A 12,874-nucleotide genomic window follows, 5' to 3' on the forward strand; every position below is an offset into this window, starting at 1 on the left:
AGATCAGCCGAGAAGCCCAGGCACGCCAGGTCTTTCAGTTCGTCACGGGTCATTGGACCGGTGGTGTCCTGAGAACCCACGGTGGTCATTTTCGGTTCGCAGTAGGTGCCAGGACGGATGCCTTTGCCTTCTGCCAGACCGCACGCCTTGCCGACCATTTTCTGCGCCAGGGTGTAACCCTTGGTGCTTTCGATCGGTGCGTCAGGCTTCTTGAACAGGTCGAACGCAGGCAGACCCAGTTCGGCGCGAGCCTTCTCGGTCAGGCCACGGCCGATGATCAGCGGGATACGGCCGCCAGCACGGACTTCGTCCAACAGCACCGGGGTCTTCATTTCGAAGGTGGTGATGACTTCGTCGGTGCCGTGTTTGCAGACTTTGCCAGCATGCGGGTACAGGTCGATCACGTCGCCCATGTTCATGTTGGAAACGTCGAACTCGATTGGCAGTGCGCCGGCATCTTCCATGGTGTTGTAGAAGATCGGAGCGATTTTGCTGCCAAAGCAGAAACCGCCAGCGCGCTTGTTCGGCACGTAAGGAACGTCGTCGCCGAAGAACCACAGTACCGAGTTGGTAGCGGATTTACGCGAAGAACCAGTACCGACCACGTCACCGACGTAGGCGATCGGGAAGCCTTGACCGCGCATTTCTTCGATCTGCTTCATCGGGCCGATGGCGCCCTGCTGATCAGGAACGATGCCGTCGCGGGCCATTTTCAGCATGGCCAGGGCGTGCAGCGGGATGTCTGGACGCGACCAGGCATCGGGAGCAGGGGAGAGGTCGTCGGTGTTGGTTTCGCCGGTAACCTTGAACACGCGCAGGCTGATCTTGTCGGCCAGAGTCGGGCGGTTTTTGAACCACTCGCCGTCAGCCCAGGATTGCAGCACGGCTTTAGCGTGAACATTGCCGTTCTTGGCTTTTTCCGCGACGTCGTGGAACGCATCGAACATCAGCAAGGTGTGCTTGAGTTGCGCGGCCGCGACTGGCGCCAGTTCGGCGTCGTCCAGCAGTTCAACCAGGGTCACGATGTTGTAGCCGCCCTGCATGGTGCCGAGCAGTTCTACAGCGCGTTTTTTGTCCAGCAGAGGGGAGGAAACTTCGCCTTTGGCCAGTGCAGACAAAAAGCCGGCTTTTACATAGGCCGCTTCGTCCACGCCTGGTGGAATGCGATTGGTGATCAGGTCAACGAGGAATTCTTCTTCGCCAGCCGGAGGGTTTTTCAGCAGCTCGACCAGGCCTGCTGTTTGTTCGGCGTTAAGCGGCTGGGGAACGATACCCAGGGCTGCACGCTCTTCGATATGTTTGCGGTAGGCTTCAAGCACAGTTATTACCCTCATCAGTGGTCCCAAATGGGTGTCCGGGACGCTCATCCCGAAATGGCCGTACTCATGCGCTGTGTGGCGTTGTGGGCCACTTAGCCAGAATTACCGACCATTCCTTACAGAAGCTGCTTTCAAAGTTTTACGCCTGCAGAACGGGGAGCTGATGAGGGTTGGCGTTGGGCTTTTCCCCGCTGGAAAAACCCTTCGCCAACACCGCTCTGAAGGAACGACTGTGCTCGTGACGCTTTGAAAACAGCTTCTAACGGACATTGGCGCCTTAAAAGGCTGGCTGATTCTACGGCAAAAAAAATTTAAAGGTAAGTTCACCCCTGAACTTTGAGGGGTGATGAATGTTAGACAAAGGGCTAACATGCCGACCTGTTCCGCGTTTCAGTGCCTTTGCCTACTTTATGCCCAATCAGACCATCAAGACCCCCTGCGTCGGCCTCTGCTCCACTGTTTACGGTGATCTGGTGTGCCGTGGTTGCAAGCGTTTCCACCACGAAGTGATCCATTGGAATGGGTACAACGAGGAGGAAAAACGTGCGGTGTGGTTGCGGCTGGAGCAATTGCTGTCACAAGTGATGGCGGGCAAGGTCGAGATTTTCGATTCGGCGCGCCTGCGCGAGCAGCTCGAACAGCGCAAGATCCGCTTCGTGCCGCATCAGTCGGAATATTGCTGGGCGTATCAGCTGATTGCCCGTGGCGCGCGGGTGATCATTAATCTCGACGCGTACGGGATGGTGCTACTGCCGGAGTTTCGCGAGTGGAACCTGCCGGAATTGCGTGACGCCATTGATCGGGAATTCTTCCTGCTGTCGGAAGCGCATTATCAGCGCTACATCGCCCCCGGATTCCTCAAGGACGCCTTTGGCGCCTGAAGATCAAAAGATCGCAGCGTGCCGCAGCTCCTACATGGGAATGCGTCCTACCTGTAGGAGCTGCCGAAGGCTGCGATCTTTTGCACTTAATGTTTCACCGCCAATTCCACCAAATGATCCTCAACCTCCTGCGGTTTGAGTACCAGCACATCACTCTCCAGCTCATCCAGCACCACTTCCGCCGTATTGCCGATCAGCGCCCCCGACAACCCGGTGCGCGCCACCGTGCCAATCACGGTCACCGCTGCCTGCAGCTTGTGCGCCATAAACGGAATCAACACATCCGCCGGGCCTTCTTCGATGTGCAGATGCTCGTCATCGATATCAAATTCCGCCTGAAACGCCCGGCATTGCTCGCGATAGCGCGCTTCGATGGTTTCGCTGAGCTGGAACGTCGGATCCGCCGCCGACAGCATCGGCGAGGGATGCGCCGCGATCACATGCAGATGCGCCTTGGCCAGGGCGGCGATGTCGTAGCCGTGATCAATGATCGTATTGTGCAAATGCCGGTGCTCGCCATCGGCATTGCCGACATCGACCGCCGCCAGAATCACTCGGTCTTTCCACGAAGTCGACGTTTTCACCAGCAGCACCGGGGTAGGGCAGTGGCGCAGCAGTTTCCAGTCCGCCGGAGTCAGCAGGGCTTTCTTCAGTGAGCTGTCCGGGAAATGCTGCTTGATCACCAGCCCGCAGCCCTCGGCCTGCTGCACATCGATGATGGTTTCGTGCAGGCTCTCGTTCCACGCCTGTTCGGTGGTGGCGCTGTAACCGTCCGCCAGTAGCGCGGCTTTGAGCACGCCGAGCATGCCGGCGTGGTCGTGCTTCTTGTCGCAGACCAGCAGGTGCAGATGGGCCTGGGTCACGCCCGCGATCAACTTGGCGCGCTTGAGCGCCAGGCTTTCCGAATGTTCGGGTTCGATGACCACCAGAATGCTGCGAATGGCTTGCATGAGCGGAGTCTCCAGCAAAGAAAAGGCACGGCGTTGCACAACTATAGTTGCTGCCAGAACGTGCGCGACTTGATGCATATCAACGTCCGCCGCTGGTGGTCTTTGGACAGGCCGGTATAATCGGCGCCCTTCGCTCGAACACCTTTACCGTGAGCCCCATGATCCTTCCCGAAATCCACGAATTCCTTGGCTGCCGCACCCCCGACGCCTGGGTTCAGGCCGCACTGGCCGATCAGGAAACCCTGCTGATCGACCACAAGAACTGCGAGTTCAAGGCCGCCAGCACCGCGCTGAGCCTGATAGCCAAGTACCATTCCCACGTCGACCTGATCAACATGATGTCGCGTCTGGCCCGGGAAGAACTGGTGCACCACGAACAAGTCATGCGCCTGATGAAGCGTCGCAAGATCGAACTGCGCCAGCTCCACGCCGGCCGATACGCGTCGAGCCTGCGCAAAGTGGTGCGCAGTCATGAGCCGGTGAAACTGGTGGATACGCTGGTGGTTGGCGCGTTTATCGAAGCGCGCAGTTGCGAGCGTTTTGAAGCGCTGGTGCCGCATCTGGATGAGGAACTCGGCAAGTTCTATTTCGGTTTGCTGAAAAGCGAGGCGCGGCATTTTCAGGGGTATCTGAAGCTGGCTTATCAGTACGGTGATGCCAAGGATGTTGAGCAGGTGATCGTGCGGGTTCGTGCTGCCGAGCAAGAGCTGATTGAATCGCCGGATGAAGAATTCCGCTTTCACAGTGGTGTGCCTGTCGCGGCATAACCCTGTAGGAGCACGGCTTGCCTGCGATAGCGATCTCAAGGACGCATTCGCTGGCAAGCCATGCTCCTACCCAATCTGTTAAAAACTCTTAAGAGTATGAAACATCACCGATAACCGGCTTCCGCCTACGAATGCCGCCATAATGTCGACCACTTCACACATGGGTTGGCAGACGGTCGTTATGGATAACCTGGGTTTCGGCAAAGTCCTTCTGGTGGAAGACGACGAGCGTCTCGCGGCGCTGATCGCCCACTTCCTCGAACAACACGGCTACGAAGTGCGCACGGTGCACCGTGGCGATCTGGCCGTGACCGCTTTTATCGAATTCAAGCCGAAAGTGGTGGTGCTCGACCTGATGCTGCCGGGGCAGAGCGGTCTGCACGTGTGTCGCGAAATTCGCAGCGTGTCGGACACACCAATCGTCATTTTGACCGCCAAGGAAGACGACCTCGACCACATTCTCGGTCTGGAGTCCGGTGCCGACGACTACGTAATCAAACCGATCAAACCGCCGGTGTTGCTCGCCCGTTTGCGCGCGTTGCAACGCCGTCAGGTGCCGGACAGCAGCGTGGTCAGTTCGCTGGAGTTTGGCCAGTTGAGCATCGACCGCAGTTGCCGCGAGGTGCGTCTGGCCGGTGAGATCATCGAAATGACCACCATGGAATTCGAACTGCTGTGGCTGCTCGCCAGCGCCGCCGGCAAGATTCTTTCCCGTGACGACATCCTCAACCGCATGCGCGGGATTGCCTTCGACGGGCTTAACCGCAGCGTCGACGTGTACATCAGCAAACTGCGCAACAAACTCAAAGACAATCCGCGTGAGCCGGTGTGCATCAAGACCGTGTGGGGCAAGGGTTATCTGTTCAATCCGTTTGCCTGGGAGCTGTAGATGCTGCGCTTATTTCTCGGGCTGTTTCTGGTGATGACGGTGGGGCTGGTGCTTGCCTTGCAGACGGTCGAGCACACCTTTAACGCCTTGCTCGACAATCAGATGCAGGCCTACAACCGCGAGGCGGTGCGCGGGCAGGCGTGGTCGCTGGTCGAACACATGCGTGATCAGCATGGCGAACCGCGCGAGCAGCAGCTTGAGGCGTTGCGTCCGCACTATGGCCTGTCGTTGGGGCTGGTCGAAACCGATCAACTGAAACTGACCGACGAAGAAAAATCAGAGCTCGCGCAGAATCTGTTGGTGATCCGCGACAACTACACGCAGTTCATTAGCAACATTGACGGTGGCTCGCAGTTGCTCAGCATCAAGCTGCCGCCCGAGCCGAGCCTGATGCCGTTCTACATCACGGCGGCGTACATGATGCTGGCGGTACTGATCGGCATCGTGTTGTTCTTCTGGGTGCGCCCGCACTGGCGCGATCTGGAGAAGCTGCGGCTGGCCGCCGAGCACTTTGGCGATAACGATTTGTCGGTGCGTATCCAATTGTCGAAGCGCTCGAACATTCGTGATCTGGCGGAACACTTCAACTTGATGGCCGCGCGCATCGAAGGCCTGATCGCCAATCAACGCGAGCTGACCAACGCGGTGTCTCACGAACTGCGCACGCCGATTGCGCGGTTGTCGTTTGAGCTTGATCAACTGAAGCAGCAGCCGGACGCCAGCCAGAGCCGTGAGCTGATTGCCGACATGTACGCCGACCTTGGCGAGCTGGAGGAAATGGTCTCGGAGCTGCTGACCTACGCCAGCCTTGAACGCGGTGCGACGGTGATCAAACGGGAGAATATTCAGGCGACCGATTGGCTCGACAGCGTGGTCGGCAGCGTCGCGCTGGAGGCGGAAGCGGCGGGCGTGCAGTTGCTGATTGGCGAATGCCGGCTCGACACGGTGCGCATCGAACCACGGTTTATGGCGCGGGCGGTGATCAACCTGCTGCGTAACGCGATTCGTTATGCCGAGCAAAAAGTCGAAGTGACGCTGGTGCGCACCGGGGATTATTACGAGGTGCGGGTCAACGACGATGGGCCGGGCGTGCCGCTGGAAGGGCGGGAGAAGATTTTCGAACCGTTCTCGCGGCTGGATGCCAGTCGGGATCGGCGCACGGGTGGATTTGGTTTGGGCCTGGCGCTGGTGCGGCGCGTGTCGCAATCACATGGCGGGCAGGTTGAAGTGGAGGAATCGGTTTGGGGTGGGGCGTCGTTTCGGATGACGTGGGCGCATCTGGATTGATTCGCGGTGGTGGTTAGGGGCCTCTACGCGAGCAAGCTCTGCTCCTACACCGATCTGTGGCGCTCACAAAACTTGTAGGAGCCGAGCTTGCTCGCGAAGGGGCCAGCCCAGTCAAAACAACTGTGACTGACCCACCGCTATCGCGAGCAGGCTCACTCCTACATGGGTTATCCGTCGTGTCCAAATATTGTAGGCACCACCAAACCCTGTAGGAGTGAGCCTGCTCGCGATTAGGCCAGCCCTGAAAAAACCAATCCAGCCTTGGATCAAAAATCCCACTTCGTCGTCAGCATCACATTGCGTGGCTCGCCGTAGAACGTGGTGTCGAAGTTGCCCAGCCCCGTCAGGTACTGTTTGTCGAACACGTTGTTGGCATTCACGGTGAAGCTCAGGTTTTCGTTGTACTGATAGCGCGTCATCAGGTCGACGAGGGTGTAGCCACCTTGCTTGATCCGCGTGTAATCGCCGGCCGGGGCGCTGTAGATGTTGCCGTAGAACGCGCTCTGCCAGCTCACGCCGCCACCGACGGTAACCTTGTCCAGCACACCGGGCAGTCGATAGGTGGTGAAAGTGCGCACCACATGTTCCGGTTTGGTGGTCGACAGTGGATAACCATAGATGCGCTGCTCATCGGCATCTCGCGTGCGCGCGTAGGTGTAGCCGGCGGAGACGTTCCAGCCCTCGGCCAGTTCGCCGGCCAGTTCCAGTTCCACGCCTTGGGTGGTCGCGCCGTCGATGGATTTGTAGATGCCTTCGTTGGTCACCGGGTTGGTGCCGATCGATTCGGCGACGCCGTCCTGTTCGATGCGGAAGAACGCCAGCGCGGCATTCAATCGACCGTCGAAATACGCCGCTTTCAAGCCTGCCTCATAGCTGTCGCCTTCGACCGGGGCAAGGGTCGAACCGTTGATGTCCTTGTAGGTCTGCGGCTGGTAGATGCTGGTGTAACTGGCGTACAGCGAGTAGGTGTCGTTGAGGTCGTAGATCAGCCCGGCGTAAGGCGTGACCACGCCGTGTTCCTTGTAGCTGGCGTGGGTATCGTCCAGTCCGGCACCGGGGAGGTAGCCGTAATCTTCGTTGTATTTGAAGGTGCTCAAGCGGCTGCCGAGGATCACCGACAGATCGTCGGTCGGATGCAGGCGCGTGGCCAGGTACACACCGTTCTGGCTTTGGGTGCGCTCGTATTTACCGTTCTTCGGGAATTGCTGTTTCGGCAGTTCACCGTTCCAGTCGTAAATGCTCCCCGGTACTTGCGAGAAGGCGCTGGTGTCGTAGGTCGAACCGGTCTGGCGCGAGTGCGCGGTCATCACGCCGGCAATCAGCTCATGCTCGCGCCCGCCCAAGGTGAACGGGCCGGAGACGTTGACGTCGGCGGTGTTCTGCACGCGATGGCCTTCCCAGCGGCCCCAATACAAGAACATGCCCTCGCCGGTGGCGCGATCAGGATTGCCGCCGCTGGCCGAGGCGAGTTGCGTATCGTGATCGGTAGTTTTCTGGTCGAGGCTGACCTTGAATTTCCAGTCATTAGCCAGCGCCTGCTCCAGCGAGGCGAAGTAGGTGATGTTGTCGAAATCGCGGCGGCTCCAGTCAGCACCGGAGTTGAAATGACGCGGGAATTCGGTGCGGCCGCCATCGCTGAAGTACACCGGGTTGCCAGTCCAGGAACTGCCGCGCGGCGTGGTGCTGGATTTGTCGATGCCGAAGGTCAGCAGGGTGTCGTCGGTCAGGTCGGCTTCGAGGATGCCGTAGAACAGGTCTTTCTTCTGGCTGTAGTGATCGAGGTAGGAATTCTTGTCCGAATAGGCACCGACAAAACGCCCGCGCACATTGCCCGAATCGGTCAGTGACCCGGAGATATCGCCGACGGTGCGATAGGCATCCCACGAACCGACGGTGCCGCTAATTGACGCTTTGAATTCCTTGGTCGGCTTCTTGCGGATCAGATTGACGGTGGCCGATGGATCGCCGTTACCGGTCATCAGGCCGGTCGCGCCTTTGATCACTTCGACGCGATCAATGCTCGCGGCGTCGTCACCGTTGTTCGGATTTTCGCCGTACACGCCGTCGTACGGAATGTTCACGCCGTCGTACTGGAAGTTAGTGATAGCGAAGCCGCGCGCGGAAAACTCAGTGCGGTCGCTGTCGTACTTTTGCGTGGAAATGCCGGGGGTGTTGCGCAGTGCGTCGCCGACGCTTTGCACGCCGCGATCGTCCATTTGCTGGCGGGTGATGACCGTGACCGATTGCGGTGTTTCGCGAATCGACAGCGGCAAGCCGGTGGCCGACGACGTCGCGCCGGTGGTGTAGGAATGGGTGTCTTCGGTGACCGCACCGAGGCCTTGCGCGGAAATATTGGTGGCGCCCAGTTGCAGGGCTTCATCGGTTTTAGCGACGGTTTCAGCGGCGTGCGCGTGAAGGCTCAGCAGGGCCAGCGCCAACGGGCACAAGGCAAAACGAAAACGGACGTGCGACATGGAGATCCCTTTGCATCAAATCGATCGGTAGTTGAAGTGCTTCTGAGGGGTTAACCGAACGAGAACGGCAAAGGGGAACTGCGCACACCAAAAAACTTATGGGCAGTGCGTTCCCTGTGGCGAGGGGATTTATCCCCGATGTGGTGCACAGCACCACCAAAACCTGCGCCCTCGGTACTTCTGAAGAACCGTGTACTCAGATTTTTACGACTGCTGCGCAGCCGGTCGGGGATAAATCCCCTCACCACAGGAAGATGTGGATGGATCAGGGATCGGTGGTTTCAGCAGGTCAGGTTGAGGCGTTCATGCCACTGCGCAATGGATTCTTCGGGGTAGACGTCGAACTGCTTGTCCTTGTCTTTGGCGTCGACTTCGACCCACGATGCCTTCGAGCCGAGCATCAAGTGCGTGTGTTCCGGCGGTACCGGCAACGCGGTGTCGATGGCCGAGGCGAACGGGTGGATCAGCTCCGGCCACTCAGGGCTGAACAGCCACAAACCGCTGCCGCACACTGCGCAGAAATGCCGTTCCGCGGTGCTGCGGTGGGCGCGTTTTTCGCCTGGGTCTTTCATCTTTGCGTGGTAAATCGTGATGTTCTTGCGACCCTGCACCTTGAGCGTGGTCGCGTCGCCGCCGAGGTTGATCGCGTATCCGCCACCGCCCTGGGTTTTGCGGCAGATCGAGCAGTAGCAGCGTTGATACGGGTAGGGGTGGGCGCTGGTCAGACTGAACGTGACCGCGCCGCAGTGGCAGGAGCCTTCGAGGTGCATGATGGGGGCCTCCGGTTGGCTGGGATGGTTCGGGTTAGCCTAGAAGAGTTGTGGTGAATGTGCCGCCGCCTTCGCGAGCAAGCCCGCTCCCACAATTTGAAATGCATGCCCCTGTAGGAGCTGCCGAAGGCTGCGATCTTTTGACTCTGGTTAGTCAAACAACATCAAAAGATCGCAGCCTGCGGCAGCTCCTACTGGACTGGCGCAGTCCGGCCGGTCAGCATGTCCGCCTAAAAACAGGGATCAACAACCCATGCGACGACTCCCCTCACTGGCCGCCCTGCGAACCTTCGAATGCGCCGCTCGTCACGCGCATTTCGGTCGCGCCGCCGCCGAACTGTGCGTCACCGACAGCGCCGTCAGCCACCAGATCCGCCAGCTCGAAGAACAACTCGGCGTCTCTCTGTTCATCCGCGAAGGCCGGCAAATCCGCCCGACCATCGCCGCTGGCCGCCTGATGCAAAGCCTGCAGCAAGCTTTCGAATTGATCGGCGACGCCTGCGATGAGTTGCGCGATCCATCCTCGCTGGCCGTGCTGCGCCTGGCCGTGACCGCCGAACTTGCGCAAAAGTGGCTGATGAGCCGCCTCACCGATTTCTACGCGCGCTACCCGCACATCACGTTGCACCTCTACGAACAACCGATCGACGCCAGCGGCCCCGGCGAAGACATCGACCTGGCGATCACCTACGGCACCGGCCCGGCCGACAGCAGCGCTTACTTCGTTCGACCGTTGCCCGCGCTGCAGTTCTTCCCGGTGTGCAGCCCCGGCCTGTTTAACCAGGGCACGCTGAAAACTCCAAAGGATCTGGCCCGCCACTGCCTGCTGCATGACGATCAGGACGGCAAGACCTGGACCGCGTGGCTCACCAGCCATGCCGGCGATCAGCGTCCGCAGCGTCAGTTGTATTTCGCTCACGCGGGGTTGGCGCTGGAAGCCGCGGCGCAAGGGCAGGGCGTGGCAATGGGCGACAACCTCACCGCGCAGGAAGATTTGCAGAGCGGGCGGCTGGTGCGGCCATTTACCTCCAGCATGACTGCGCTCGGCCAATACGCGCTGGTCTGCGAGCGGGTGCGCCTGGAGCGTCCGGCGGTGGCGCATATGCTTGAATGGTTCAACGATCAGTTGGCTGATTGATGAGTTGAATTCAACTGTTCCGCAATATTCATCGTTGGCAGGCCCTTCGCCAACGCCCGTACTGTGTGGTCATTCCCATCGCGAAGACGAGGTTTGACCATGGCACGTTTGCTCGACTCCACCCCTAAACACGACGGCTTCCGTCTGCCCGGCGAATTCGAAAGCAAGTCCGGCTGCTGGCTCGGCTGGCCGGAGCGTACCGACGTCTGGCGCAACGGCGCCAAGCCTGCGCAGAAAGTCTGGGTGCAGATCGTTACCGCCATCTCCCACAGCGAACCGGTCACCGTTTGCGCCTCCGCTGCACAATTTGCCACGGCCCGTCGCCAGTTGCCGCCGCAAGTGCGCGTGGTCGAAATGACCTGCAACGACACCTGGTTCCGCGACAGCGGCCCGTGCTTTGTGGTCAACGATCAGAGCGGTGAAGTGCGCGGCGTCGATTTCGAATTCAACGCTTACGGCGGCCTGGACGGCGGCCTCTACTACCCGTGGGACAAAGACGATCAGATCGCCAGCAAAATCCTCGAAATCGAGCGCTTCGACCGCTATCGCGCGCCACTGATTGCCGAACTCGGCGGCATCCAGAGCGACGGTCAGGGCAGCATCCTCACCACCGAACAGTGCCTGCTCAACCGCAATCGCAATCAGCATCTGGGCAAAGACGAAGTCACCCGCCGACTCACCAATTACCTCGGCGCCGAACAAGTGATCTGGCTGCCACGCGGCTGCAAGTTCGACGAAACCGATGGCCACGTCGACGATCTCGCCTGCTTCATTCGGCCCGGTGAAGTGGTGCTGCAATGGACCGACAATCGCGACGATCCGCAGTGGGAAATCTATCAAGAGGCCTACGACATTCTGCGCAGCACCCGCGACAGCCGTGGCCGTGAACTGATCGTGCACAAACTGCCGCAACCGAACGTGCTCGAATGGACGGCCGAAGAAGCCGAAGGCCTGGATCAGCAGGACAGCACCCACACCCGTCAGGCCGGCACGAAAATCTGCGCGTCGTACATCAACTATTACGCCGGCAACAGCTCGATCGTGGTGCCGCTGTTTGGTGATCGTCAGGACAAAGTCGCGATGGCGACGCTGGCCGAACTGTTCCCGCAGCACAAGATCGTCGGCATTGAAAACTCCCGGGAAATTCTGCTTGGCGGCGGCAACGTGGCGTGCATCACCATGCCGCAGTACGCCGGCACCCCTGACCATAAGAAGGGAGCGTGACCATGCGCCTGCACAAACTGACTCAAGCGTTATTGCTGGTGCTTGCACCCTTGTGGGTGCAGGCTGCCGACACCGCCAAACCGGTGGTTAATCTGTACATCTGGGGCGAGTATCTGGCCCCGGATACCTTGAAGAATTTCGAGGCAAAAACCGGCATTCATGTGGTTGCCGATCATTTCGATTCGCTGGAAACCGTCGAAACCAAACTGCTCACCGGGCGCAGTGGCTACGACTTGGTGCTCACCGCTGGGCAGCATCTGTCGCGGGCCATCGAAAGCGGTGCGATCCAGCCGCTGGACAAGGCGCGGGTGCCGCACTTTGCTGGGGTCGGTGAAGAATTCCGTCAGCACATGGCGGTGTTCGATCCGGGCAATCGTTACGCCGGGATCTACGCGTGGGGCACCACGGGCGTGGGCTATCAGGAGGAGGCGGTCAAAAAGCGGTTGCCCGATGCGCCAAAGGACAGTTGGGCGATGTTGTTCGATCCGGCGGTGGTGTCGAAATTCGCCGACTGCGGGGTGAGCCTGCTCAATGATCCGAATGAAGTGTTTGCGGCGGTCATGAAATACATGGGCCTGGACATCAACCAGCAGAATCTCGATGACCTGAAACTCGCCGAGCAGCAACTGGCGAAGATTCGTCCGTATATTCGCTACTTCGACAATGACCTGAACATCAGCGATCTGGCCAACGGCAACACCTGCGTGGCGATGTCGTGGAATGGCAATGTGGCGATTGCGGCGGGGCAGGCGGAGGCGGCGAACAAGCCGTTCAAGCTTAGCTACCGGATTCCGAAAGAGGGTACGTTGATCTGGTTTGACGCGATGGTGATCCCCAAGGATGCACCGCATCCCGAGGCCGGGCTGGCGTTGATGGATTATCTGATGACGCCTGAGGTGATGGCGCCAATTACGGACACCATCCATTACGCCAATGCGATCACGGCGGCGGATGGTTTGGTGGATGCATCGATTCGCAATGATCCGGGGACGTATCCCTCGGCTGAAGTGCGGGCTACGTTGTATAGCAAGAATGACAATGGCAAAGCGTTCAACCGGGCGCTGATTCGGGCGTTTAGCCGGTTGAAGTCAGGGCTCTGAGATTTGTGTTGGATGTCCCGACGCCTTCGCGAGCAAGCTCTGCTCCTACATCGGAATGCATGCCCCTGTAGGAGC

The 12,874-nt window shown here is 59.4% G+C and carries 10 protein-coding genes and 1 pseudogene; 7 read left to right on the forward strand and 4 right to left on the reverse strand.

The features are described 5' to 3' along the window. Window positions 1-1,319, reverse strand: a pseudogene (locus ACIOMO_RS00620) (aconitate hydratase B); the annotation flags it as partial. A gap of 410 nt (window positions 1,320-1,729) precedes the next feature. On the opposite strand from ACIOMO_RS00620, the gene ACIOMO_RS00625 reads away from it, so the two are divergent. Next, the gene (locus ACIOMO_RS00625) at window positions 1,730-2,200 is read left to right on the forward strand and encodes a DUF1289 domain-containing protein (RefSeq protein WP_159814138.1); all 471 of its coding nucleotides are present in this window, start codon (window positions 1,730-1,732) and stop codon (window positions 2,198-2,200) included. Between the two features lie 86 nt (window positions 2,201-2,286). Here ACIOMO_RS00625 and ACIOMO_RS00630 read toward each other — a convergent pair whose 3' ends face one another. After that, the gene (locus ACIOMO_RS00630; RefSeq protein WP_053121342.1) at window positions 2,287-3,150 is read right to left on the reverse strand and encodes a universal stress protein; all 864 of its coding nucleotides are present in this window, start codon (window positions 3,148-3,150) and stop codon (window positions 2,287-2,289) included. 158 nt (window positions 3,151-3,308) lie between these two features. Between ACIOMO_RS00630 and ACIOMO_RS00635 the strand changes: the two genes are divergently transcribed. The 3 genes from ACIOMO_RS00635 (at window position 3,309) to ACIOMO_RS00645 (ending at window position 6,093) form a co-directional block, all read left to right on the forward strand. Continuing rightward, window positions 3,309-3,917 carry a tRNA-(ms[2]io[6]A)-hydroxylase gene (locus tag ACIOMO_RS00635; RefSeq protein WP_053121340.1) on the forward strand — a complete coding sequence of 203 codons (609 nt, stop codon included), beginning with the start codon at window positions 3,309-3,311 and terminating at the stop codon, window positions 3,915-3,917. 181 nt (window positions 3,918-4,098) lie between these two features. Then, the gene (locus tag ACIOMO_RS00640; protein WP_401239372.1) at window positions 4,099-4,806 is read left to right on the forward strand and encodes a response regulator; all 708 of its coding nucleotides are present in this window, start codon (window positions 4,099-4,101) and stop codon (window positions 4,804-4,806) included. Continuing rightward, window positions 4,807-6,093: an ATP-binding protein gene (locus ACIOMO_RS00645; RefSeq protein ID WP_401237469.1), complete on the forward strand. Its 1,287-nt coding sequence runs from the start codon at window positions 4,807-4,809 to the stop codon at window positions 6,091-6,093. Between the two features lie 266 nt (window positions 6,094-6,359). Here ACIOMO_RS00645 and ACIOMO_RS00650 read toward each other — a convergent pair whose 3' ends face one another. Further along, window positions 6,360-8,567, reverse strand: a complete 2,208-nt coding sequence (locus ACIOMO_RS00650) for a TonB-dependent siderophore receptor (RefSeq protein ID WP_401237471.1) — start codon at window positions 8,565-8,567, stop codon at window positions 6,360-6,362. 281 nt (window positions 8,568-8,848) lie between these two features. Continuing rightward, on the reverse strand, window positions 8,849-9,337 hold the full coding sequence (locus ACIOMO_RS00655) for a GFA family protein (protein WP_401237473.1): 489 nt from the start codon (window positions 9,335-9,337) through the stop codon (window positions 8,849-8,851). Between the two features lie 253 nt (window positions 9,338-9,590). Between ACIOMO_RS00655 and ACIOMO_RS00660 the strand changes: the two genes are divergently transcribed. The 3 genes from ACIOMO_RS00660 to ACIOMO_RS00670 all read left to right on the forward strand — a co-directional run bounded on the left by ACIOMO_RS00660 (window position 9,591) and on the right by ACIOMO_RS00670 (window position 12,799). Continuing rightward, window positions 9,591-10,475 carry a LysR substrate-binding domain-containing protein gene (locus tag ACIOMO_RS00660; RefSeq protein ID WP_401237475.1) on the forward strand — a complete coding sequence of 295 codons (885 nt, stop codon included), beginning with the start codon at window positions 9,591-9,593 and terminating at the stop codon, window positions 10,473-10,475. 99 nt (window positions 10,476-10,574) lie between these two features. Beyond that, entirely contained in the window at window positions 10,575-11,699 is a 1,125-nt protein-coding gene (aguA, locus tag ACIOMO_RS00665; RefSeq protein WP_401237477.1) for an agmatine deiminase, read from the forward strand. 2 nt (window positions 11,700-11,701) lie between these two features. Continuing rightward, on the forward strand, window positions 11,702-12,799 hold the full coding sequence (locus ACIOMO_RS00670) for an extracellular solute-binding protein (protein ID WP_401237479.1): 1,098 nt from the start codon (window positions 11,702-11,704) through the stop codon (window positions 12,797-12,799). The last annotated feature ends 75 nt before the right edge of the window (window positions 12,800-12,874 follow it).

It is taken from the genome of Pseudomonas sp. NPDC087804, from assembly GCF_044742965.1.
GTDB lineage: Bacteria > Pseudomonadota > Gammaproteobacteria > Pseudomonadales > Pseudomonadaceae > Aquipseudomonas > Aquipseudomonas rustica.